The organism is Paenibacillus sp. p3-SID867, assembly GCF_025142895.1.
Lineage (GTDB): Bacteria > Bacillota > Bacilli > Paenibacillales > Paenibacillaceae > Paenibacillus_AQ.
Genome location: NZ_JAMBDM010000009.1, coordinates 30,875 through 54,630 on the forward strand (window position 1 = coordinate 30,875; position 23,756 = coordinate 54,630).

Genomic DNA, 23,756 nt, shown 5'->3' on the forward strand with positions numbered 1-23,756 from the left:
CAATAATAGTTTTCATGAGATATTCTCATTGCTACTAACGAAAACTCTCAATGATACCGCGAAATTAAAAACGGGGGGCCACAACTCCACCACGGGGCAGCTTATTGTATTGTCTAAACCCTATTCATTGAACACAAGCAGACTCCGCGAAAATGCTATTGTTACGTCAGTCGGCACTCCCTAAGGACAACATCCTACATGCTGAATAATATGTGTGTGATGTGATGATGAAGTGCCAGAACAAAAAGAAGTAATTATTGTCTTTCGTAAAGAACATAATTTAAAACTTGTGACAGATTTTAGTATAGTTCATATTCTAAGCGCTAATATGAAAAGCACCAAATTTGGTTTGAAGTGCACCGCTTAGAACGGACATTGGAATAAACCCCTGGTTTATCCGATGAAATTCTAGGGGGGCATATTTTAAGATCTCTGAGACATCAAAGATTCTATGTGCAAAAGTAGGGTTTTCAACGGAGCTGACAGATGTTTGTCTCGATGGCGAACGGCAATCATTTCGTTTTTCAGCAAAAGGTCTTGAACAGACAGCGAAATCAGTTTCCCCTGCGATAGCGGCTCACTTACAAGAACATCCGGCAGAATCGTTATGCCGAATCCGGACTTGGCAGCTTCAATCAGTGCCTGGGAATTTACGCTTGTCCATGCAGGTTGTGCGGTATATCCGGATAAAAAAAGAACGCTGTCTAACGTATCACGGATCGCACTGCCCTTTTCACGAAGCAATAGTTTTTCGGAGCAAAATTCTTGTAGAGTCAATTCCCTGTGAGTGATGCGGTAGGCGGGAGCACAAACAAAATATAGCGGATAGGAAGCAAAAGGAGTACATATAAATGGTCCTTGAGGAGCCGCCCCTTCAATCAAAGCGATGTCGGCTTTGCCGTTCCTCAATATTTCAAGGGCATTTGCTGCGCTGACCACATCGACATTGATCTGTATATCAGGCCAATCTTTATGAAAGGCTTTCAATATTTTCGGCAACCAGAACGCTGCTATTGTAATACTGGAAACAATGTGCAGAGGGGCACGTTGTTCCAAACAGTTGATATGTGCCTCCAAAGTTTCGCACGCAGATAAAATCGGTAAAGTTTCCTCCAGCAAAAGCTGGCCGCTTCTTGTAAGTTGAACACTTTTTGACAATCGATCAAATAACGCAGTGCCTGCCTTTTCTTCCAATTCTCGTATCGCATGAGAAACTGCTGATTGCGTAATATACAGCCTTTCTGCAGCTCTTGTAAAGTTCCTCGTTTCAGCAACTGCCCTCAATATTTCAAGATGCCGAAGCGTCATCATAGATGGTCCCCCCTCCTTATATCATGAATAAAACTAATCATTATTATAAAATCATATCATTTCAATAATTGATTTACCATCTTTATAATGGAGAGGTGAAAAGGAGGTGACCAGATGATCAGCCAAAGAAACAAACTATGTATCTGGCTTCTGGGTATAAATATGTTTATTAGCGCATTTACATTTGGCGGCGGATATGTCGTTGTTCCAATGATTCGGAAGTATTTTGTATTCAGAAGAAAACTATTCAGCGAAGATGAACTCGTCGATATGGCTGCTATTGCACAGTCATCACCAGGAGCTATTGCAATTAACTTGTCAACTCTGGTAGGGTTTCGGGTAGCGGGGGTGACGGGGGCTGTAATCAGTTGCTTTGCTGCTGTCATTCCATCGCTCGTCATATTGATCTTCATCTCCATGTTCTATATTGCTTTTGCGGCAAACCCTTTGATCACGGCGGTATTGAAAGGAATGCAGGCAGGCGTGGCAGCCCTTATCGTTGATTTTGTTGTTGACATGAGCTGTATGGTTATCAAGGAACGTTCGTTACCTCTTATTCTAATGATTCCAACAGCATTTTTGGCAAACTTTATCTTTGAAATCAATGTGGCAATTATCCTCGCAGTGTGCTGTATTTTATGCATTACTCGAGTATGGTTGAACGAAAGGCGGAAGAAATAATGGCGGAACTTTTGAAACTGCTAATGGTCTTTTTTCAGATCGGTTTGTTCAGTATCGGGGGAGGGTACGCAATCATTCCGTTTATTCAGCAATTGGCAGTTGAAAAATACGCTTGGGTTTCGCAACGGGTTTTTACCGATATTATTACCATTTCGCAAATGACCCCAGGCCCGTTAGCAGTAAACACCTCCACGTTTGTAGGCTTACAAATTGCGGGGATACCTGGCGCAATTATCTCAACCTTCGGTTGCGTGATTTCAGGTGTCTGCATTTCTATTATGCTCTACCGTTTTTTTCAAAGATTCAATCAATCTGTCTATGTGTTGGAAGCTTTGAACGGCTTGAGGTCTGCTTCACTAGGACTTATTATTTCCGCTGCCGCAACAATATTGCTATTGACGTTTACTGGAACTTCGACAATGAGCGTGGCCACCAATGTGGATTGGATTGCCGTAGCAGTCTTTATAGGCTCTTTGTTTGTTTTGAGAAAATGGAAGATGAACCCTATTTTTCTCATGGTTTTGACGGGGATATTGGGCGGCATTATTCAATAAACATGGTATTGTTTATTATTTAAATAAATAGTAAGGAAACAAGAAAGCAAGGTAGCCATTTCTCACGACGCGCTTGTCTTTTCACGGCATGAGTTCGGCTACCAGTGGGGCCCTCTCGCATGTGGGTCGTTTTCGCTGATTATGTCTTTCTTCGCTGGAACTTGCCCTCCCTTGTGATATGGCTTAGCTTAACAAGTCTATGAATGGGTAAGCCGCTTCTGCTTCGGGTTTAAGCCATCCATCGCAAAGCATCCATCTGATCAAAAATAAATAAAAAACATCACTTCGTGCCAACGTTACGGTATCAGCGACAGCCTTTATTGCGCAAAGACGTTTCGATGAGATGTTATCAGGTGAATCCTTCGCTGCAACCCGTTTACCGCAGAACTCCCCGTAGTTCCATCAAATAAAACATATGATCGGTCGGGACCCCGGCATAACCCTGCTGCCTCAACATCGCGGTCACATTGCCTCGGTGATACGTCCCGTGGTTGACTACATGACATAGAATGTCGGAGAAGTTCGTATTAAATCGGCCGTAGCTCGGATGCTCAAGTGTCATCGCCTTATCACTGTCGGGCATCCGCCTCAGCAAATCGCGAAACTGTTCAGTAACGCTGGCGAACAGCCCCTGCATTTGATCAACTGTTTGGCCTCGTACCTCCTCCCTCCAGCTCGGGAATTTCTCAAAAATGTCCTCGTTAGGTACTTCCGCGAGCACAGACATATAGAGCCTTTCGGATACGTACATATGTGCAAACGTTTGTGATACGGACGGGAATACACTCGTCACTTCTGCATGAAACGCCTCCTTCGGGAGCAGCTCCAAATGGGCGAACAATCGGTCATTTGCCCAAACATGATAATCGTACAACTTATGCTGATGTTGAAGCATGGATGAATCACCTATTCCTTTATTCGTCGTCGTTTGGCTGCCACTGCCAGCCTTTCTCTATCGTATACCAGCTTCGCTGACAACGGTTGTCAGCGAAGTTAAGGAGGAATCATCTTTCGTCTTCGTCTGCCGCAAGCATGAGCTGAACTATTTTTCGTGTCGTATTTAAATTCCTGATCGTCATTTGTCGATACAACTCCGTGCCTATCAACTTTGTCATGTTGCCTTTGTTTACGTTTATTTTATCAATCGCCCATATAATCGCACCTGGAGCATATTTCACCGTTTCGATCTCCGGTTTGAAGATCAGCTTATCGAGAATGGATTCGTCATTGATAGCTTCCCATAAAAAAAGGATGTCGCATCTCAATTTATCATTACTCATCCATGATTCTGGGACCATGTATATCACTTTTTGCATGTCTTCTAAATGAAGCACCAGCACCTTGATATGCAAACTGAGGGTATCCATAATCGCCTTTTCGAGAATTTGCACGATAATGATTACTATGGAACGTACCGTGCGATGGAGGAACTCTATAAAGAGGGTAAAATCAGGGCGATCGGGCTTAGCAACTTCTATCCGGATAGATTGTCGATCTGGTGGAGTTCAGCGAAGTGGTGCCGGCTGTGAATCAGGTAGAAACCCATGTCTTTAACCAGCAGGCAAAAGCACATGAAATTATGAAAAAGTACAATACGCAGATTGAATCCTGGGGTCCCTTTACGGAAGGAAAGAACCATTTATTCACTAACTCAACCTTACAAGAAATTGGCGATAAATATAACAAATCTACAGCCCAGGTTGCTTTGCGCTTCTTGATTCAGAGAGACGTCGTGGTCATTCCCAAAACGGTCAATAAAAATAGAATGGAAGAAAACTTTAATGTATTTGATTTTACACTGACAGTGGAGGAAATGGAGAAAATAGTCGCACTCGATACAGGCGAAAGCTACTTGATCCGTTTTACTTATCCAACTCTCCTGAACTTAGTAGAAATTGACCACTGTCCATCCTGTTGTTCATGATGGCTGTTAAAAACCTGAGATCGGTTATGGTTATGATGCACCATTAAAAATAAAAAACTCTACTACCTGAGGTACCTAAGGACTCTATTTCTCCTAAGAAAACATCTCCTAGTTCAATCATTTTTAAATCCGTTGCCTTTAGGAATTTGAGGCTGCATATAACCCCCTCCTCAATTCAAATCATTATTCTAATATATGCATCGTACCTAATTCAGTACTGACAATTTACATACATCTGCCCAGCGCCCGATAGCTGAGAAAGACAATTGCCTACATATGTCTTTATTATGTTTATCCCCGCTCCCCTGCCCGTTAGCTTAATGAATAACTGTAGAATTTACGGAAATCGGAACATGTTCTTGTCCTCCGACACTTCCCTATCTAAATCATCAATGAGTTTTTAAAAATTTAATTTTCTTAATCTAGAAATTGTATTTTTCAGGATTTCTAAAAAAATCAAGATAATTATATCTTCCAATAGGTTCAAAGGTCTTCCTATCCTCATTGAACTCTTAAACAATTATATCTCCACTCAGTCCAAAATTAGTTTCTGTTTCAACTATGGCTATTCTGTTCTCAGCTAGCTGTACAACTGACTCGCTAGCGGATGGTGGAAATGGAACATCAGGTTCATTATTTTGGGGGTACGGCTTAAAAGCAATAAGTATAAGACAAATTAAGATTCCAATCAAAATATTTGTTTTGATTTTCTCCTGCATTGCTTCTCCTCCTACTAAGATTTTTTTAAGTATCTACATATGTAAAACACATTGTATCAAGTAAAGTTTGAAGTTATGTATCGGGACATATTTAAAGCCGGTAACTTGCCACAGCGGTAGCTACTGATTTCGGACATCACTACGAAATATGAGCAGAATACATTCTGTTTATGCGAGGTGTGTAAATGTTGGAACCAGAGTAAGCTTACGAATATTAATTAGATTTCTGTATAATCGGTTATCGGACCAAGTTCTTGCCCTTGACTCAGGACAAGAATTTGGTCCGATAAAACAAAAAAGCCGCTAAAATAGCGACTCTCAATGGGACTATGTTCTTGTCCCCCGACAGCAACATACCCGATTCTGCTTAATTCATCGTAAAGTGATTAGCAATACCATACTCTTTCAAACAAATTTAATACACAAATTAAATTCTCCCCTAGTTTTGGGATGAAGGTATATGCTGGACGTATAATCTATCTTTATGTTCGAAGAAAATAAAGTGTGAGACTGAGGTTGTTGATATGAAGCCGTTATAGAGTTGGAAAGTCGTCAGCATTTAAAAAATAAGTTCTAGAAGACTAACACATAGTACCCCAAACAGTGGAATGAATGGAAAAATAAAGTCATTGATCGCCACTGTTTTATTGAACTATCGCCCCTTTAGGTCACTGGGCCAATCGCAAAACTAAGCTGGAACGTAGGTCAACCTGATCACCTGCTCGCCAATTCGATCGCTTGCCACGAGTCGCAGTGGCGGCCGTGGACCGACGAATAACGGCTTGCCGCCACCCAGCACGACTGGATGTAGATAGAGTCGATACTCATCAACGAGACCGAGCTCCGTTAGACTGTGCGCCAACTCTGGCCCGGCAACTTCAATCTCCCCTTCATGCTGAGCCTTCAACCCACGTATGGCCGCCGAGAGGTCGCCCTCAATCAGAGAAGCGTTGGGACCGACGGACTTTAACGTCCTCGACACCACCCACTTGGGTTTGCTTTGCCACGCAGCTGCGTATTCCCGTTCAGGCGCATCCCACTCAAAATGGTCTCCGTCCCAATACCGCATGGTCTCGTACATGCGGCGCCCGTACAGGCAACCCGTCAGACCGCGCACGTCTTCGATGAAATGACGGAATAGCACCGGGTCGGGCTGAAATTCCATATGGTCGACGAACCCGTCCAGAGACTGGTTTAACGCAAAAACAATTTTTGCCATGCAACTACTCACCTCCCTGGTTTTTCTAGCACACTCATCATCAGGATTACACGTTCCATTTGCACCTCCTCTAGGTCTACATTTTATCATCCAACAGCATGCCCGGTTTCTCATGGATTGCTAATGTAATTGGTGGCTTGTAGAATACATTTAAGCCAGTTCTTCACCGAAATGCAATCCTGCAAATCGTACTCGTTGTGAAATAAAAAAGGCGCTAAATCCAATATCCAATCTCAAACTTAGATTGTTCATATCGAGCAAACGGTAACCAATGTTTCAATTCATTTATTGATGCTTGGATGCTTTCAAACACGACTTTGCCATCACCAGGAATTGGCATTCTAATGAGTAATCTATCTGTTGTAAATTGATGTGGAAAATCCAACATTATTGGATTCACATAAATCACTCCAATCACTTAAATGTTCTAATGTCTTCCGTTGATTTCCTATAACGTTCTCGAAAAAGGCAGCCGACTTTGGGGCCGGCTGCCTTCAATATCTTCATTGAGATATCGTGTCCCATTAACGGAATCTACTTTTGGAGACAAGGTCATCTAACCGTCTGGTAGACGAGGCCTATGGCTCCAGAATCAAATGTCTTGTTTTCGATAAGTTTAAGATTGACCTTCTCCTTGAGACCTTGGAATAACGGCAACCCGCTGCCGATCAGGACGGGAGAAACTGTAATTTTATACTCATCTATTAAATCAAGCTGCATAAGGTAGTGTGCGAACCTAGGACTGCCGAGGATGACCATATCCTTGCCTGGCTGCTGTTTGAGGTTTGTGATCACTTCCTCGACATCTTCTTTCACCAGTCTGGAATTGTTCCATTCGACTTTCTCCAGCGTCGTGGAAAAAACGATTTTGGCTGTCTTTTCGATCCACTCGGCATGATTCCGTTCATGCTGCGAGGCTGATGGGTTCGAAGGCACAGATGGCCAGTAACTGTGCATCATCTGATAAGTCCCACGGCCCCAAATGACAGTGTCGGCAGTACTCAGAATTTCTTTCGCGTGCTTCTCCAAATCAGCATCGTAGGAAACCCAGCCAATGTCCATTTCACCGTTCGGCCCTTCTACAAAACCGTCAAGCGATGCGTGCAAAAATAATACGAGTTTTCTCATTTTCAGTTCTCCTTTGTGCATAAGGGATTTCTCCATTAACTACATTATAGGACATTTCTGCATGAGTTGTTTCTTATGGATTGCTAATCACTATGCCATTTTGTCGTTTGAGGAGGTGCGACTTTCCACACTGACAACGTAACATTGATCGCCCATACTTCATTTTTAACCGACTGTAACAGAAGTAAGCGCGGCATCCGCCGATCGGCAAAATCTCCTCAACTTAACTTCCCCACCAAGCTGAAAAAGGAACAGTAACCTCTCCAGTTAATGAAACAGTTTCGCCAATTTTTGGAGTAATTAAATTAACATTTGCTTCGTTTGCCTTTTGTAATGCTCGTTCCACCGGTTCAGTCCAAGCATGATAAGCAAGGGTGAAAGCCCCCCAATGAATTAACATCATATTCTTCCCATTTACGTCTAAATGAGCCTGAACAGCTTCTTCTGGTGTCATATGTACCCAAGCCCATCGTTTGTCATATTGACCGCCTTCAATTAAGGTCATATGAAATGGTCCGTATTTCTTGCCTATCTCCTTAAAATGTGAATCGTATCCTCCATCTCCGCTGGTATAGACCCGTGTGTTCTTCCCAAGAATAACCCATCCACCCCATAAAGTAGTATCGCGATTGAAAATTCCTCTACCGGAGAAATGTTTCGAAGGAGTTAAAGCAACGGTTAAACCTTGAAACGCAATCTCGTCCCACCAATTGAGTTCTATAATTTTTTCCTTTGCAACTCCCCATCGATTAAGGTGGGCGCCTACTCCATGAGGAACAAAAAAATGACCGACCTTACTCTTCAGTCTTTGAATGGAAGGATAATCCAAATGGTCATAATGGTCATGTGTAATAAAAACAGCGTCTATAAATGTCATTTCATCAATAATATGCAGCATATTTTTTCCGTATCGTTTGCTGCCCGCGAAGGAAACCGGTGAAGCAACGGGTCCTAACATAGGATCTACCAATAACTTTTTATTATCAATACTTAATAGGAAAGCAGAGTGCCCGAACCACGTTAAACTATCTTTGTCGCTGTTTATTTTGTTCCAATCTATGATTGATTCCTGAATAGGACCGCTAGGACTACGATCTTTTCTTCCAGCAATAAAATCCTTCATCATGGAGAGGAGATCCATAGCACTCGTGCTCATCTTTGTTGGAACCTGATTGACAAATTTCCCATTGGAAAAATTATTAAACTTACTATATGCCGTTTTTTGTTTTTTCATTGCGTTGCCGCCAAACGTTGGGTGTATGCCTATAAACAATAAAACGATAAGAGAGACTACGACGAAAAAGAGGAACAAATAAAACATGATTTTTTCATTCCTTCCTGAGGTGTAAAAGCATTACCTGAACTGCAAACTATCAATCCGTAGGCAAAAACTGCACATAAGTGCACGAAGTATGGAGAGGCAGCCTTCCGATGCTGGTTGTGAAGTTAACGGCGTTAATATTCGGCAAAAAAACCCACCGCTTCTTTGTTCCCGACCACTCTGGTTGGGGATATGATCATAGGTCCATTTCCTATCTGCCATAATCATTCCTCCTTATTCGTGCTAGATTCGCATTCATCATGCAGCCAATCCAATCAACATGTCATCGTCCAACATTGATGATCTTCCTGACCCATGCTTGCTCACTCGTCGCCGCCCGCACTAGGCAGTCGGCACAGTCCATAAAGGGTATCGGCCGGAGCGGGGCGATGCGAGCTGATGGGCCTGCTGTATATTTTAGAGTGCCATCTGCGTATTTAAGCACGGACGCTCGTACAATGACCCAATCCAGTTCACTCAGTTTTACCGCATGCTCAGCAATCGCCTTATCCTCGATCGCCTTCCAATAGATGCGGCGCATCATGCTTACTGCCCAGCGATTTACAACAGAAAGTTCTTTTCCATTGCTCAAATTAATGCCGCTCTGCATGACTAGACGCTTAATGCCAGTCCGCTGACAGGCCGCAAGGATATTCGGAATCCCCTCCGACATGACGGTACCCGGTGAGAAGTTTGCTGCCATGACACTCTTTGCTGCCATGATATTCAGGAGTCCCTTCTTTGCGGTACCCGGCGAGAAGTTACTGGGTGGACCGATACAGCTGATTACCGCATCTGTATCGGCAATGGCATTAGCCATCCCAGGCGCGTCGAATACATCCCCCTGCCGGATGATTAGACGCTCTGCAGGGGTAATGACATCCGGCCGGCGAGCCACGGCTACAACCTTATGTCCCAATTCTAGCGCCCGCTCCATAACTTTCCTTCCAGTTCCCCCTGTGGCTCCAATAATCGCAATTTTCATTAAATGGTCTCCTTCGACAGTTGATCATGATTGACTTCATCCTCATAAACGCACAAAACTGCACAATAGTATACTAAGAAACAACTATGTATAATTGTAAACAGATGTTGAAAGTCTGCAATTATTAAAAAGGCAGGTTCCGTGCATTAGTTCACAAATCCTTTAGAACTGTGTATTTATTTTTCAGAGAAGCTGGTGATGCTCATTGTTAAAGATGGATCGAAGAATACGAAAAACCCAAGAAGCCATAAAAATGGCTGTAATTGAACTGATGATCGAAAAAGAATTTGATCAGATTACGATCCAAGATATTTCCGACAGGGCAGATGTTAGCCGAAGAACGATCTATCTTCACTACATGGACAAATTTGATCTTCTGGATAAGCTTATTGAGGAGCATATTGATGATCTGCGGAATATCTGCGAATCGACAGACGATGACGCCGACTATAGGGATGCGGGGTTATTATGGTTTGAATATTTCGAGAGCCATTCTTTATTCTTCTCCGCATTGCTAACGAGTAAGGGGAGCCTTTTTTTCCGCAATCGATTCCTTGCGTTTTTTATCCAAGAGTTAGAGAAAGAGAACAATATGTCCGAAGGGAGCAATCAAGGGTTAGCGGACGGTGTGAATGTTGATATCCAGTTTCTAGGAGCGGCTATCGTAGGGGTAGTGGAATGGTGGTTCAAGAATGGAAGGCCTCTCTCTCCTTCCTTTATGGCATGGCGGGTGGGGGCATTGCTTGAACGGAATCTTGATGCTGATTTACGCTTGCATGAAGGAGACTTCCACCAAACAACATCGGTAATATATGAAACTGGGCGACAATCAGACTGCACACGAGCGCCTCATTCATCCGCGGTCCGAGACACTTAATCCAGATACAGAATCTCAATCTCGCCCGGAGTGTAGGATTGCTCTGAGTTATTCCCTCCCCAATCACAAAGCGATCTCAAAATGGGTTCAAGTGACTGACCCAGTTCCCGAAGTGTTAGCCATAAGTTATTGACAAACGATCAAATTTAGAATTAATATATGGAATAATCGATCCATAATTCTTGATAAGTTAGAGACGAACTGGTCTCCTATATTACGGATAGGGATGTGTTGAAAGATGATAACGTTTAGAGACAAAACATATCGTTGCACCTCCGAAATTGTACTCAGCTTAGTTAGCGGCAAGTGGAAAATAGCTATTCTAAACCAGTTGGCAAAAGGTCCGATCCGATTTAATGAGCTGCAGCGGCTCCTTCCGGACACGACACAACGAATGCTTACAATGCAGCTAAGAACGCTTGAACAAGACGGACTCATTAGTCGCAAAGTTTATCCAGTCTCACCGCCAAAAGTGGAATACGATTTAACCGAGTTGGGCGAACAGTTGGCTCCCATGCTCCTGATGTTATGTGATTTTGGTTCGACTTATATTGAGAGCTTTCCCGATGAAGTATCGCACACCAATCAAAAGCATGCATGAGAAATAATGAGCTGAACGCAGCTCGCTGTCCTTTAATCGTTACACGCCATAAATAGAACATTAAGAGGTACCCAAAAAGGGTGCCTCTTAGCTTTGTATTTCGTATTCACAACCTTCCTTCGTATTGGCCGTGCTGTCCATTCTCCTCTTTTGACGTGCTGCTGCGGGCCACACGTTCCAGTCCATAGTTGATCAAAGCCAGCACCGCAGCTAATACGGCTACAATCCCTCCTACCCAAGAAATATCAATGAGCTCCATGTTCGTCGTGACAAATCCGCCCAATCAATGAAATTCAGCTGCATCGTCGAGTTCATAAGGTAAACAACAAGAGCCATGAATGAGATACTGACGAGGAGAATGTAAATCTCATTTCTTACGACTTACAGCAATAAAAATTGTGTACCGAAGCCTTTGCCTGAAACATAAGCCGCTTCCAGCTCCTCCGGATCCCCTTTGTCCAATAAAATCACATTTTCGGGATACAGTTTGCCTAACAAAGCCCATAAGACCAGTTCATTCCCGCCGGTTGCAATGAAATGGATGTCGTCTTTATTCGTCACCAATCCAGGGTGGGAGAGGATGTCTGCTGCAAAGTGCGAGCTGATGGTATTCCTCTGCGGAAATGAAGTGCCGGCATTGCCGCTTCTATGCGGCCGATACATAAAGCGCTGCCCCCTAAAAAGCTGACCGAGATCTACCGAAAATTCGTGTTCATCCACTTCTATGCTGAATCGCAGGGTCGTTCGATCGGTACCGTAATTTGGCAGCAACCAGGCAATGATAGGTTTATCGTAATTCTCCCCAGATAACGAAAATGTGTCTTCATTTAACGGTGTACCTTTTCCTGCTTCGACACGCGGCGCAGCATAATAGTCGTCATATTCATAATCGAAGGAGACCGCAATCACATCTTGTGTTTCATCTGCAGCTATCGTTTGTACCGGATGCCACTTCAGCAGATAAAGTGCCGCCGTCCGGGCCGATTCACCCAAGCCTGCCGGCAAGACGGTTCCCAGACTGTATTGGAAGCCGTAACCGGCTACGTTCAAACCCGAGCTGACCACACCTTGCGCATACTGAACAATCGATTTGTGCGTGAGTTTTTTTCCGAGTAACTGTGTTATAAATACCTCCCGGATCGGCTCCAGAAAACGCAGCCCATTAAACTCCGTATATTCCTTGACTTCAAACGGAACCTCTTCCCAGTTTGAGAACGGAAGCAAAGCATCCCGCAGCAAAACGAATTGGTGCAAGTATTCATTATAAATTTGCATGATTCTCGGGCCGCCATGTGGTCCCCATACTTGAGCGGTAGCTTCTGGGATCAGGGGATGACCATAACAATGGCTCCGAAATTCCAGCTTGCCAAGAGCTTCTGAACCATACTGTGCAAGCGCCCGCTTTTCTGAATTTATATCCCTCGCCCAGCTTACCAATTGTTCGCCTATGCGCACCGCTTGAGCTGTGAGCTCAAGGCCAGCTTTATCTTCTAGCGCCAGGGGGCCAAGCGGCAGGGCTGACAAACGTCCGGAAATCGCCAAGTTGGCCTGAAGGCTGTTCAACAGCACTGTCGGATCACCGTTTACCGGTTCCCCAAGCTGCACCAGCATCGCTTCAAGCATTTTGTCTAGCTCCATAACGATATCCTTTGCCCGATATATACCGGCAGGCAAATTCCAATCCAATGCCTCGTTCGTGCCCAATCTGATGGAGTCGTTCGGATACTTGCCAATAAGAGGCTCAATATCGATTGCCTTCCCCCATACGATTTGCTTATCCTTTAAAGCAAGTTGATACTTATGCATATTCTCGCACCTCACCTAACAGTTTTTTAAACGATCGTGCCGCTCAGTGAAATATGGAATGACCGTTCTATATGTAGGTTATCAGGTTCTTTTATGCTTGAGTAGTACGCACTTTATTGTTTGATCCGATCAATTTTGTAAGGTAGGATACTTTTTGATACTGGGACTATGAGGAGTAAAAAAACCTTCATTTCCTTATGAGCAGCTTATATGCATGCAGGATATTTATCTGGATTGCCGTACTTAAATATAAGTCGGATTAATAATCAAACGGCATCACTATTCAAAAGGAGACTTATAAAATGCGGAGCGAAGCCATATTGTTAGTGGATGATGAGGAAGGTATTTTGGTCATGCTTGAAAATCTGCTTCAAAAAGAAGGATTTATCAATATCGTAAAAGCCGGTTCCGCAGTTGAAGCGCTCCATGCCGTGCAAACAAGACGTTTCGATATGATCGTTCTTGACGTCATGCTTCCGGACATGGATGGATTTTCGCTATGCACGGAATTGCGCAAAACCATCACGACTCCGGTTTTGTTTCTGACTGCCCGTTCCAGCGACCTGGATAAACTTCGAGGTCTGTTCTTGGGCGGGGATGATTATGTAACCAAACCTTTTAACCCTCTAGAGGTTATCGCGCGGATTCAGGCACATTTAAGGCGGAGTATGATGGTTGAATCCAACCATAAATACGCCGAAGAACTTTATCAATTCAAGACGTTTACAGTGAACCGGTCAACGGGCCAACTCATTATCAATCAAAAGGATACCCCTTGTCCGGCTAAGGAATTTGAACTTCTTCTCTATTTCTGCAAACACCCCAACCGCGTATTTACTGCCCAGCAGTTATACGAACAAATATGGGGAACGATGGTTCATGGTGATGAGAAGACCGTCGTCATTCATATTTCAAGGTTACGCAAGAAGCTGGAAGTCGATCCGGCTAATCCTAAGGTCATCGTTACGTTAAGAGGAATCGGATACAAGTTCGTTCCGCCGTCGGGAGGCTAATACCATGAACTTTATGCTTCGCATCGCTCTTCAGCTGCTGGCGGCTTTCGTTGTTCTATTGATTTGTATTCAAGTGATCATCTTCGGGGTTGCTTGGTTATTCTGGCCGGATCTGATTCGAACCGGTAGCACTTCGAATCATTACGAAATCTTCGTGGTCGTCATGTGCAGCGTTCTCTTTGTTGTTACATTGCTTTTGATCGGATGGTATCTAGGGAAGCCGATTTACATCATGATCCTCTGGATCAGGCGCCTGGTTAGTGGACGGTTCGATCCGCCCCCGGGCTGGAAAGACCTCCGCTCCGATGACAAAGGCACGCTGAAAATTCCGTATTCGATATACAAGGAAGTGTTCGAGCACCTACGAATGCTTGGCAGCACGCTCCAAAACAACGAGAAGGCGCTCCGCGAAGCGGAACAATCGAAGCAGGAATGGATTCAAGGGATCTCTCACGATTTGAAAACACCGTTAACCTATATCTCCGGTTATTCCGCGATGTTAGTTCACCCTGATTATCGGTGGAGCGAAACGGAGCAAATCGAATTCCTGTCGGTTATACAGCAGAAAGCCGTGCATTTGCAGGAGCTTGTTGAGGACCTTAATGAAACGGTTAACGGTCCGATTCCTCTAAATGCCGAGCATACGGATATCGTTGAACTTGTGCGCAGAACGGTAGCGGATGTCAGCAGTGCTCCTTGGGCTGTCGGATATGCATTTGTCATGGAGTCTGAACCAGAACAAATATCGATAAGCTGCGACCCGAAACTCATGACACGTGCTATACGGAATTTGCTCGTTAATGCTGTCGTCCATAATCCGGAGAATACCCAGATTGAGGTTCGAATTAAGCTGCTCGATCTTCGGATTGCGGAGATTCGCATCAAAGATGACGGGGTCGGATTCAACCAGCTTGCGGAGCGTGATACGATTCAATCAACAAACGAACATGCGGGGCTTGGATTATCCATCGCTAAGAAATTTATTGAGGCGAACGGCGGGAAAATAACTGTCCAAAGCTCTCTTGGTGAAGGGACTTCCATTTTGATCAGGCTGCAGGCAGAACACATTTAGGGTGAAGTTTTGTTCCCGTTTACCTCATGTTTACCCAGGCTTCTTATACTGATCGTAATGATGTATAAGGAGGCGCGATCTATGAATCCCGCAAATGAAAAGAATGTATCCTCAGCCTTACCGGATCAATCGGAAACTTCAACTTTGCATTGGTGGAAGCGTTGGCCGGAGTGGGTCCCTTACGCGACGTTCATTTGGACGCTCACTTACGGTGTGCTTGGACTATATTGGTGGGCAGGAGGCCTGGGCTTCCCGCTAGGCTTGGTTAATGATCCTGGTGCGGCTCACTCCCTATTCCGGCAGGCAGCAGCCGTTAACGGCGGGCTGTTCATCGCTTGCCTGTGTTTACTGGGAGCATTGGCTATACTCTTATTAAATCGGAAAGCCCGCGGGATCACCCGGGCAATCATGCTGTTATACGCTTGGAGCGCAGCCATGGTCCTTTGCTTTGCGATCCCGGATCCCCGCGCTCTAATTGGGATGGCTTATGCCCCAGTATCTTTGATCGGAGCCTTATTCGGACAGTCGTTAAACTATCTCGATTTCTTCACATGGCCGGTCGTGAACCAATATATCTGTCTCATCGGCGGTTTGTTATGGGCCGCAACGGCTTTGACCTACCAGCGCCACACCCGCGATGCTTGCAGGTATTGCGGACGAAGCAAGGGTCATACGTTACGGCGGATGAACGCAATGGCTCGTTTGGGAATATGGGCAACCTATGCAGCGATTCTAGCTCCACTTTATTATGATATCACTCGTATAGCTTGGCTGTTCGGAGTTCCTTTGGGAATTACCAATGAAATGCTGTACAGCCTGCAGGCATCAGGAGCGGATTGGGCCGGTGCCGGACTTGCCTTGGTCTCGATCGGAGGTGCCTTTCTCACACATGGACTTATCAAGCCTTGGGGGGAAATCTTCCCCCGTTGGTTTCCTATCTTTGGTGGTCAACGCGTCCCTCCTGCCTTAGCCGTCATTCCTGCCGGATTCGTTGCGATCCTGTTAACGGTTACCGGCATCCAAGTCATTCTTGAGTTTACGATGAGCGGTGATTTTCAAAATTGGGGAGGCACAACGCCGCTTCTTCTTATGCCAATCTGGGGGATTGCTCTGGGGACAGCAACCATTTGCTACTATTACCGAAGACAAGAGAAATGCCGTCAATGCACATGATACGGGGTATCCCGTGATTCGGGTTACTCGGTCCGCACCTATCTTTTATAATGAAACTGGCGACATATAAAAAGAGTTTTAGACACTTTGTTTAGCTTTTGGAAAATTACTCTTGAAAGGTATGTGGTTCTGCCTCTATTTGGATAGCAAGAATTTAAGCACGGCGTTTAGAAAGTCATCAGGAAGCTGTATATTCGACATATGCACTACAGGTAATATGACTAGTTTGGAGTTAGGCACGGTTTGGGATATCAATTCACTGTGACTGGGGAGAGTTACCGTATCATACTGGCCAGCGATTACTAATGTTGGGCTTTTGATCAGTGCCCCAGTCCGGCGCATATCAAAATCGCGGATCGCAGCGAAGCTCCCTGCAAATCCTTGTCGATTGGTATGGAGTACCATGTTGCGAAACGTTGAAACGATCGAACGCTCTTTCTCCAGCATTTCTGGAGGAAACCAATTCCTCATAAACATGTCGGCGATTTCTGACATGTCTTCAGTTTGCAGCACGTTAGATATTTGTTGATCCCATTGCTCACTTGGTCCTAAGTATGATGAAGTGTTTGCCAGAACCAACCGGTCAATTCTTTCAGGAGTATGAATGCTCAACCATTGCGCAACGACACCACCCATCGATAGACCAAGGAAATGCACTCGATTGAATTGTAAAGCATCGAGTAGCTCAATCACATCTCGTCCGAGTCTGTCAAACGAATACGCCCCTGTTGGTACATCCGAGGAGCCATGCCCCCGGAAATCGTAGCGAAGGACACGAAAATGCTTCGTCAACTCGGGAATTTGCCTATCCCACATATGCAAAGTGGTACCAATTGAGTTTGCGAGAGCCAATACAGGTGCATCTTCTGGTCCATCCAGTCGATAAGCAATACGGTATCCATCGCCAGTTGTAAAGAAGTTTAGTTCGTTATTAGTTGTAAATATGTTTAATGTCATATTACTCATTCCTTTTCTATTAGTTAGCTAGTTTGTATAAAAAACCAAAATGGGTTTAGGAATCAACATTTCTCACTAATCAATTAGCTGGATCACTTATCTTTACAATCTGTTTCCCTAGGTTTCCCCCCCGAAAGAGATCAAGAAAAGCATTAGGAACATTTTCAAAACCTTCTTTAATGGTTTCATCGTATCTGATTTGACCTGTAGCTACCCACTCGGCAAGCTCCAGAAGTGCTTCATCATAACGTTTTTCGAAATCAGTAATATTAAAACCTTGCAATAAAGAGCGGGTTTTGATCATCTTGGGATGAATACGCGGACCAACATCCTCTTTTTCCGTGAGATTATATGTGGACATGGTTCCGCATAATGGAATTCGGGCAAAATTATTTAGAAAGTTCATCACCATATCTGAAACATGGCCACCAATATTATCAAAATAGACATCTACTCCATTTGGCAATGCTTCCTCAAGTGTTTTTTGTAAGCTATCTATTTTTTTATAGTTGATGCCCTTATCAAAGCCGAGTTTATTTACTAGATGTGTAACTTTCTCGTCTGATCCGGCAATACCTACCACTCTAGCCCCTTTAATTTTAGCGATTTGACCAGCGATTGAACCAACTGCTCCAGCAGCGCCGGACACAACCACCGTCTCTCCTTTTTTAGGTTGACCAATATCCAGCATACCAAAGTAAGCTGTTAACCCGGTTACACCGAGTACACTTAAGTACGCAGATAATGGAAAATCTTTGCGATCCATTAATTTGCTAACTTCTTGAGCATGGACGGTATTATACAGTTGCCAAGGTAGGAACCCTTGCACTTTGTCTCCAAGGTTTAATTGATCTGACTGAGAGGCAATCACTTCACCAATCATCGTTCCATTGATAGGTTCATGGAGAGTAAATGGTTCGATATAAGACTTTTCGTTATTCATTCTCCATCTCATATATGGATCAACAGACAGATAAAGCGTTTTGATTAGAACCTGACCAGTTTTCAACTCATCAATGGGAATATTACGGAATCCAAATGTTTCTTCTGTTGGTGTATTCGTAGGTCGATGGTTTAAAATAATTTGCTTATTTGGGAGATTCATTCTTCACACTCTCCTCCTATTTGTTTTTTTGAAAATAGTACTTGATTAAACATTTCCTCTTGAAGTTAGCAAACAATAGTGCTCAAGAGGTGGGTTGTTTAGTTTGCTTGTTTTTTAGTATAAGAAAACGCTGATTCACATTCTTGTAGAATCCAATCATCTTTTTGTACATAACCATCTTTTTTGAACCTCAAATAATTTGTCTGCGATATTCTTTTGGTGACAACCCCACTTCTCGTTTAAAATAACGATAAAAATGACTCTGATCAAAAAAACCTACCGAGGCTGCAATTTCTCCAATAGTTAGCTCTTGTTGCAGGAGTAACTGTTTGGCATGATCAATCCGAATCTTAATCAGATATTGATGCGGGGTTAACTGTGTCGCCTTTTTAAACAAGCGTCCTAAATGGGCTGGACTCATCTGAACCGCAGCTGATAACTCTCCTAAAGTAAAATTCTCTTTGTAATTAGTCTGTATAAAATCAAAAATACAACTGATCTGTGTTCTTTTTAATGTGTCCGGTTGTGATGGATCCATCTTTACCATCGGGTACTTTTGTAGTAGATGGATGCCCAGAAGATTTGCCAATGAATCAAAATAAAGCAATCCATTCCGCCCACCGTTTTTAAATTCATCTAATATCCATTGTGAAATTTGGAACATCTTAGGATCTAGTTGTCGAAAGGCATGAGCCAGTTCTATTTGTTGGGTATAGGAAAAATTAGTCTGTTCGGCAACTTCTTGGAGAAAAAAAGAAGCAATCTCTAGCCGAAAAAAAGAAAAATCCCGATCCCAAGCACAATAACTTTCCTCTCCAGCCGATGTCACATTGATTTCACCTGCATGGGCATAGCCTTCATGATGATACTGGTATGTTTTTTTCACCAATTTAACCGGTTGTGGATTTAGATGGACAGCAACAATATATTTATCTGTCGAAGGTACATATATCGCTTGAGGTTTCATATTTATCCAAGTTGAAGGACGAATACTCTTCCATCCTAATTCTTCAGAACTCAACTCAGGTTTCTTTTTTTCTTGAATCAAGGAGTTTATTTCGTCGTTTTTTTTCATGCTCTCCATAATAACTTCCTCCAAATGCGACTTATGTAGTTATCTGGCAGTTTTTCGCTGGTGATGAACCTGGAAAGGCTGCGCGTTCTTTTTTGCTTTATTTACTCATACTGTCTCGCCGCAGCCTAGTCCATAAAATCGCCTAGATAATCGTTCAGCGAGTCTTACTTAATTCCTAGCAATTAGGTCGCTGTTGACGATCGAGGAATTGATCACGAAAACTAGCCTCGTACTTGGTCCGCTGTCACCTTCATACTCCGTTCTTAAATTATGATCGCTTCTGCATTTATGACGATAAGAATGATATTAAGAACAGCAAATACAAGAGCAGGTGCCGTTTTGCCGAACGTATCCTTAGCCCTTACATGCATGAGGCACGCCACGAGCATGGTGATACCAAGCCAAATTGCGCCCCATGTTACTGCCAAGGCATACCAGTAGCCGACGATGAGCACTGCAGCACCGATTAATTGAACGACACCCGTCACGAGCAGAAGCCATTTCGGCAGTTTAAGATTCTCGAATATATCGGTCCAATATTTTACTCCGAGCATTTTTGCAGTCCCCGAAAAGATGTAGTATGCAATCAACAAGCTTTGAAGTGCGATTGAAAATATTGTCATTTAGAATACCTCCCTTATTTGATTAAAATAGGTCCGTTCTCTTGACCATCATGCATCGATGCTTCAAAATATTGGTCGTACTCACAATAATCAGCTCCTTCGTCTACAATAATCTTCCCGGGACATCTTCTATATGGTTTGTATTGCCCCGTTTCCCTGTCACTAACTATGTCGTAAGTCAGCAAAGAAACGTGACCAGTCCAGTAAAAAAAAATTGAGCAACATGCATTTTCGCACATCTCATTGTCACCTTTGTTGAGTTTCGTATGACAGATAAAACCTATGGGAGGAATGTCAGCAATGAATGATCCTGATTGGCTTGTAGAACAATTTGAGACACATCGAAATCATTTACAAACGATGGCTTACCGAATACTTGGATCTTTAAGCGAGGCGGATGATGCGGTACAAGAGTCATGGATACGACTTAGCCGCACTGATAGTAGTAAGGTCGAGAATATGGGTGGATGGCTGACGACGATCGTCTCCAGGGTGTGTCTGGATATGCTGCGCGTTCGCAAATCACGACGTGAAGAGCTTACGCTGATGAGAGTGTCGGAGCCATTGAATAGTAAACAAGACGGAAGCGATCCTGAGTACGAAGCTTTGTTGGCTGATTCTGTTGGTCTTGCAATGCTTATGGTTCTCGGAAACTTGAATCCCGCTGAACGTATTGCGTTCGTATTGCACGATATTTTCGCCTTAACTTTTTCAGAAATCGCACCAATTATCGGACGTAATGAGATTGCGGCCAGACAGCTTGCGAGTCGAGCACGCCGTCGTATTCAGGGAGCAAAAGTTGCTGCGGATTCCGAGGGGTTCAAGAAAAAGCGCGAACTTGTAGATGCTTTCCTAGCCGCATCGCGTTCGGGAGATTTCGAGAAGCTTCTTGCGGTTTTAGACCCCGATGTTGTACTACGACAGGATCCTGCATTCCCTCCGGTCGCAGCATGGCCAATTGTTCAGGGTGCGGAAGCTGTGGCCAAGGGCTTCGCTGGTCGTGCCCAGGGTGCACGACGGATTCTTATAAACGGTTCTATTGGCGCAGTCGTCGCTCCTCGGGGTAAAATGCTTTTCGTTCTCGAATTCAAGATTATAGAGGGCAAAATTACCGAGATTGAGATGATTGCTGAACAATCGCGGATTCGTCAGCTCGCCTTAGCGGAAATGAAGGATTAGATAAAAAGCAAAACGCATTGTCGCCGATCACAGACAGTGCGTTTTGTCTTTTTCAATGTAATTCTCCAAACCTCCGTGATAGCACTGCCCTTATTTACGCAACCTGCCCGTTAGCTTAACAGTTGGCATACTTAAATAAGCAGCAACTGGAGGTGCAGGAGAGGGTCATAATATTAGATGCGGCAATGCCTTTAAGTAAGACCTCAAACGTATGCTCAAAAGTGGGCCTGAGTCGCTCCATCAGCTGTTCTACCAGCTCCTCAAAGCTTAGGATTTGTATATGCGAACTCGTGTTCGCGTTCGGTATTGCCAGTTTGATTGGCTCGAAAGTCGGCGGCTACAGCGCTGATAGTCGGGGCATCAAATACACGCTCGTTTCAGGGATGGTGCTTCACGTCATTTCGTTGATTTTGCTATCCTTAGTCGGCTGTCGGCGCAGGAATCGGCGGGCTGATCGTTAACCGTGTTTCTTTGGCATCCATTTCCTGGTTCGGTGTACTCGGCGTACTCATTGCCGTGTTTGTTATGTCCAGCATGGATCACGGCATTCGGCGGTGCAGTCAGCAGATTAAGGGTATGCAAAACATACCTTACGGGACAAGTCTACTCATGGCAGCATAGCGAGCTCAGAGACTGGTTCGCTATGTTGCCGACTCCTTTTCCCGGGTCTGTGAACACGCACTGCAACCTCTGCCCATAACATTAGACACTCATCTAATCGGTAATCGGACTATGTTCTTGTCCTCGACTCGAGACAAGAACTTGAACCGCTAAAACAAAAAAAGCCGCTAAATTAGCGACTTTCAACGGGACTATAATCTTGTCCCGACAATTCCTACTACTGTTATTGCTTCTAAGAATTATCATATAGTATTGTATTCGATTTGTCGTAAGCACGAATCCCAAAAACCTCACCGGTATTAGTCTTAATATGAATATTTTCCGACCTAGTTATATAAAAATAATCCGCATGATTATTTACTTTCGAACCGGAAGCTTCTTTAACAGCAATCCATTATTCGTATAACGTCTTATCTACCAACTTCGTAAATGATTCCATATGTAGAGGATTCGTAAATTATAGAACTCCCCTGCCCTTTAGTTTAACACTGAGCATACTTTATTATTATTTTCCTCCAACATGAAACACACCAATTACGGTTGTACCTTCAACATCATAAAGAGGGATATCACGACCATCTGGTGATCTATTGTTCTGTAACGCGATGGCATCCTGGGGTGACATTGGTTGTTCACCGTCTAAATCTTTTTTCAGCACATATCCTGCAGTGCCATCTATGCCTATTGCGCTAATTAATTCGGGTCTGTTTCTGGAGAAGCAGCATCTGAGGATGAACCGTATGTTTGCCCATTTTCATTTTCAGGATAGTTAGGAGAATGTTCGGAGCTTTGATTATTCGTGCTTTTAGCAAATGAGCTTTGGTACCCCAGTACACCTCCTACTACACATACGATAATAACCAGACCAATCAATTTTCTGATGCCTTTAGAATACACCCTCACATTTTTCACTCCTTTCTCACACTTACTCTGTAATCGTTCCGTCCCGTTCTTTTCACCTTCTAGTCCCTCATCTTTGAATGTTAGACCGGATAAAAGCGTATACGATGAAATTATTTTTATTTTTTTTCATAAAAATAACCCCTCACTATTACCTGGTTTGTATCTTTGGTCACTTCCTCTTCAATATCTAGGTTAGCGACTTCATCTCTTGGAAATTGTTTTGGAAAAGGAGCATAATAAAAATCTCCATATTCAGTTACTACCCTTTCCGCCGGTTCCGTTAGTGCTTTTCTGTTGTATTCATTTTGCCAATCTGATACTGCTTTTTTTGGTGGAGTGGTGTCATTAATAGTCGAGTCTACAACTTGTTTATTAACTATAAGTTCTCTGACTATAAATAATGCGCTCATTAATACAAGACAACTTGCTGCAATGATTGTAGCTCTTCTTAAATACTTCTTATTCATGATCACTCCCCTCTTCAAAGATGTTTCAGGTATGCACTGGAATGTATAATCGTAAACGGTATAGTTTAGATATCTCCACTTCTCCTTCGTTTTTTTATTTTTGTAATATAACCATGTGTACGTTCATTTCTCCATATGATTTATGATCCACTTTCTCGTTTCCTTCAACTTAGTAAACACCAATAAAGGAAACAAAGTTACATAAAAAAATTGAATCAGATGAAATAGTACTTTTGGGTATATTTGTAACATGCCCATGGCCACTATTATCTCCAAGTGTTAGTGGAGTCATAGACAACTATCTAATCGGTAATCGGACCATCTTCTTGTCCTATACGGCAATCGGTATAATTTCCTGTCTTTGGCTCGGGATACGAAATTGTACCGATAAAATAAAAAAAACCGCTATAACAGCGACTGGACTGACCTAATGGTTACATTT

At 43.5% G+C, this 23,756-nt stretch carries 26 protein-coding genes and 2 pseudogenes; 11 read left to right on the plus strand and 17 right to left on the minus strand.

Features of this window, described 5'->3' with window-relative positions:
• Positions 1–423 precede the first annotated feature (423 nt).
• Positions 424–1,311 carry a LysR family transcriptional regulator gene (locus M4D81_RS18925; protein WP_260067645.1) on the minus strand — a complete coding sequence of 296 codons (888 nt, stop codon included), beginning with the start codon at positions 1,309–1,311 and terminating at the stop codon, positions 424–426.
• Positions 1,312–1,425: 114 nt separating this feature from the next.
• Here M4D81_RS18925 and M4D81_RS18930 point away from each other — a divergent pair, with 114 nt between their 5' ends.
• Both M4D81_RS18930 and M4D81_RS18935 read left to right on the plus strand, forming a co-directional pair.
• Complete coding sequence (locus M4D81_RS18930; protein WP_260067646.1) at positions 1,426–1,992, plus strand: chromate transporter; 567 nt, start codon at positions 1,426–1,428, stop codon at positions 1,990–1,992.
• Positions 1,992–2,546: a chromate transporter gene (locus tag M4D81_RS18935; RefSeq protein ID WP_260067647.1), complete on the plus strand. Its 555-nt coding sequence runs from the start codon at positions 1,992–1,994 to the stop codon at positions 2,544–2,546. Before M4D81_RS18930 ends, M4D81_RS18935 begins: the two co-directional genes overlap by 1 nt.
• 376 nt (positions 2,547–2,922) lie before the next feature.
• Here the strand turns inward: M4D81_RS18935 and M4D81_RS18940 are convergent, their stop codons facing one another.
• Complete coding sequence (locus M4D81_RS18940) at positions 2,923–3,441, minus strand: DinB family protein (protein WP_260067648.1); 519 nt, start codon at positions 3,439–3,441, stop codon at positions 2,923–2,925.
• A 109-nt stretch (positions 3,442–3,550) separates the two neighbouring features.
• Positions 3,551–3,913 (minus strand): hypothetical protein, encoded by a 363-nt coding sequence (locus tag M4D81_RS18945; RefSeq protein ID WP_260067878.1) that lies wholly within the window; start codon positions 3,911–3,913, stop codon positions 3,551–3,553.
• 54 nt (positions 3,914–3,967) lie between these two features.
• On the opposite strand from M4D81_RS18945, the gene M4D81_RS34850 reads away from it, so the two are divergent.
• The gene (locus tag M4D81_RS34850) at positions 3,968–4,075 is read left to right on the plus strand and encodes an aldo/keto reductase (protein WP_397376710.1); all 108 of its coding nucleotides are present in this window, start codon (positions 3,968–3,970) and stop codon (positions 4,073–4,075) included.
• Positions 4,072–4,470 carry an aldo/keto reductase gene (locus M4D81_RS18950; RefSeq protein ID WP_397376711.1) on the plus strand — a complete coding sequence of 133 codons (399 nt, stop codon included), beginning with the start codon at positions 4,072–4,074 and terminating at the stop codon, positions 4,468–4,470. Before M4D81_RS34850 ends, M4D81_RS18950 begins: the two co-directional genes overlap by 4 nt.
• A gap of 512 nt (positions 4,471–4,982) precedes the next feature.
• On the opposite strand, the gene M4D81_RS18955 is transcribed toward M4D81_RS18950, so the two are convergent.
• The 6 genes and pseudogenes from M4D81_RS18955 to M4D81_RS18980 form a co-directional block, all read right to left on the minus strand.
• The gene (locus tag M4D81_RS18955; RefSeq protein ID WP_260067649.1) at positions 4,983–5,189 is read right to left on the minus strand and encodes a hypothetical protein; all 207 of its coding nucleotides are present in this window, start codon (positions 5,187–5,189) and stop codon (positions 4,983–4,985) included.
• A 688-nt stretch (positions 5,190–5,877) separates the two neighbouring features.
• On the minus strand, positions 5,878–6,408 hold the full coding sequence (locus tag M4D81_RS18960) for a dihydrofolate reductase family protein (protein ID WP_260067650.1): 531 nt from the start codon (positions 6,406–6,408) through the stop codon (positions 5,878–5,880).
• A gap of 229 nt (positions 6,409–6,637) precedes the next feature.
• Positions 6,638–6,808 (minus strand): annotated as a pseudogene (locus M4D81_RS18965) (GNAT family N-acetyltransferase); the annotation flags it as partial.
• 152 nt (positions 6,809–6,960) lie between these two features.
• Complete coding sequence (locus M4D81_RS18970) at positions 6,961–7,536, minus strand: dihydrofolate reductase family protein (RefSeq protein ID WP_260067651.1); 576 nt, start codon at positions 7,534–7,536, stop codon at positions 6,961–6,963.
• Positions 7,537–7,759: 223 nt separating this feature from the next.
• Positions 7,760–8,857: an MBL fold metallo-hydrolase gene (locus tag M4D81_RS18975; RefSeq protein WP_260067652.1), complete on the minus strand. Its 1,098-nt coding sequence runs from the start codon at positions 8,855–8,857 to the stop codon at positions 7,760–7,762.
• A gap of 283 nt (positions 8,858–9,140) precedes the next feature.
• A complete protein-coding gene (locus M4D81_RS18980) occupies positions 9,141–9,842 on the minus strand; it encodes an NAD(P)-dependent oxidoreductase (protein ID WP_260067653.1) in 702 nt (233 codons plus the stop codon).
• 214 nt (positions 9,843–10,056) lie between these two features.
• Here M4D81_RS18980 and M4D81_RS18985 point away from each other — a divergent pair, with 214 nt between their 5' ends.
• Together M4D81_RS18985 and M4D81_RS18990 are read left to right on the plus strand one after the other, a co-directional pair.
• On the plus strand, positions 10,057–10,719 hold the full coding sequence (locus M4D81_RS18985; RefSeq protein ID WP_311200687.1) for a TetR/AcrR family transcriptional regulator: 663 nt from the start codon (positions 10,057–10,059) through the stop codon (positions 10,717–10,719).
• A 238-nt stretch (positions 10,720–10,957) separates the two neighbouring features.
• Positions 10,958–11,320: a winged helix-turn-helix transcriptional regulator gene (locus M4D81_RS18990; RefSeq protein ID WP_260067654.1), complete on the plus strand. Its 363-nt coding sequence runs from the start codon at positions 10,958–10,960 to the stop codon at positions 11,318–11,320.
• A gap of 106 nt (positions 11,321–11,426) precedes the next feature.
• Here the strand turns inward: M4D81_RS18990 and M4D81_RS18995 are convergent, their stop codons facing one another.
• Entirely contained in the window at positions 11,427–11,603 is a 177-nt protein-coding gene (locus M4D81_RS18995; RefSeq protein ID WP_260067655.1) for a hypothetical protein, read from the minus strand.
• 98 nt (positions 11,604–11,701) lie between these two features.
• A complete protein-coding gene (locus M4D81_RS19000; protein ID WP_260067657.1) occupies positions 11,702–13,126 on the minus strand; it encodes a hypothetical protein in 1,425 nt (474 codons plus the stop codon).
• A gap of 302 nt (positions 13,127–13,428) precedes the next feature.
• Here M4D81_RS19000 and M4D81_RS19005 point away from each other — a divergent pair, with 302 nt between their 5' ends.
• The 3 genes from M4D81_RS19005 to M4D81_RS19015 all read left to right on the plus strand — a co-directional run bounded on the left by M4D81_RS19005 (position 13,429) and on the right by M4D81_RS19015 (position 16,384).
• Positions 13,429–14,139: a response regulator transcription factor gene (locus M4D81_RS19005; RefSeq protein ID WP_260067658.1), complete on the plus strand. Its 711-nt coding sequence runs from the start codon at positions 13,429–13,431 to the stop codon at positions 14,137–14,139.
• 4 nt (positions 14,140–14,143) lie between these two features.
• Entirely contained in the window at positions 14,144–15,211 is a 1,068-nt protein-coding gene (locus M4D81_RS19010) for a sensor histidine kinase (protein WP_260067660.1), read from the plus strand.
• A gap of 81 nt (positions 15,212–15,292) precedes the next feature.
• Positions 15,293–16,384, plus strand: coding sequence for a hypothetical protein (locus M4D81_RS19015; protein ID WP_260067662.1), 1,092 nt, complete (start codon positions 15,293–15,295; stop codon positions 16,382–16,384).
• A 135-nt stretch (positions 16,385–16,519) separates the two neighbouring features.
• On the opposite strand, the gene pcaD is transcribed toward M4D81_RS19015, so the two are convergent.
• The 4 genes from pcaD to M4D81_RS19035 form a co-directional block, all read right to left on the minus strand.
• Complete coding sequence (gene pcaD, locus M4D81_RS19020; RefSeq protein ID WP_260067663.1) at positions 16,520–17,341, minus strand: 3-oxoadipate enol-lactonase; 822 nt, start codon at positions 17,339–17,341, stop codon at positions 16,520–16,522.
• 79 nt (positions 17,342–17,420) lie between these two features.
• The gene (locus tag M4D81_RS19025; RefSeq protein WP_260067664.1) at positions 17,421–18,446 is read right to left on the minus strand and encodes an NADP-dependent oxidoreductase; all 1,026 of its coding nucleotides are present in this window, start codon (positions 18,444–18,446) and stop codon (positions 17,421–17,423) included.
• 190 nt (positions 18,447–18,636) lie between these two features.
• A complete protein-coding gene (locus tag M4D81_RS19030) occupies positions 18,637–19,530 on the minus strand; it encodes a helix-turn-helix domain-containing protein (RefSeq protein ID WP_260067665.1) in 894 nt (297 codons plus the stop codon).
• Positions 19,531–19,784: 254 nt separating this feature from the next.
• Positions 19,785–20,144: a DoxX family protein gene (locus M4D81_RS19035; protein WP_260067666.1), complete on the minus strand. Its 360-nt coding sequence runs from the start codon at positions 20,142–20,144 to the stop codon at positions 19,785–19,787.
• Positions 20,145–20,444: 300 nt separating this feature from the next.
• Between M4D81_RS19035 and M4D81_RS19040 the strand changes: the two genes are divergently transcribed.
• A complete protein-coding gene (locus M4D81_RS19040; RefSeq protein ID WP_260067667.1) occupies positions 20,445–21,323 on the plus strand; it encodes a sigma-70 family RNA polymerase sigma factor in 879 nt (292 codons plus the stop codon).
• 278 nt (positions 21,324–21,601) lie between these two features.
• Positions 21,602–21,895 (plus strand): annotated as a pseudogene (locus tag M4D81_RS19045) (MFS transporter); the annotation flags it as partial.
• Positions 21,896–22,637: 742 nt separating this feature from the next.
• Here M4D81_RS19045 and M4D81_RS19050 read toward each other — a convergent pair.
• Positions 22,638–22,847: a hypothetical protein gene (locus M4D81_RS19050; RefSeq protein WP_260067668.1), complete on the minus strand. Its 210-nt coding sequence runs from the start codon at positions 22,845–22,847 to the stop codon at positions 22,638–22,640.
• A gap of 116 nt (positions 22,848–22,963) precedes the next feature.
• The gene (locus tag M4D81_RS19055; RefSeq protein WP_260067670.1) at positions 22,964–23,314 is read right to left on the minus strand and encodes a hypothetical protein; all 351 of its coding nucleotides are present in this window, start codon (positions 23,312–23,314) and stop codon (positions 22,964–22,966) included.
• Positions 23,315–23,756: the final 442 nt, after the last annotated feature.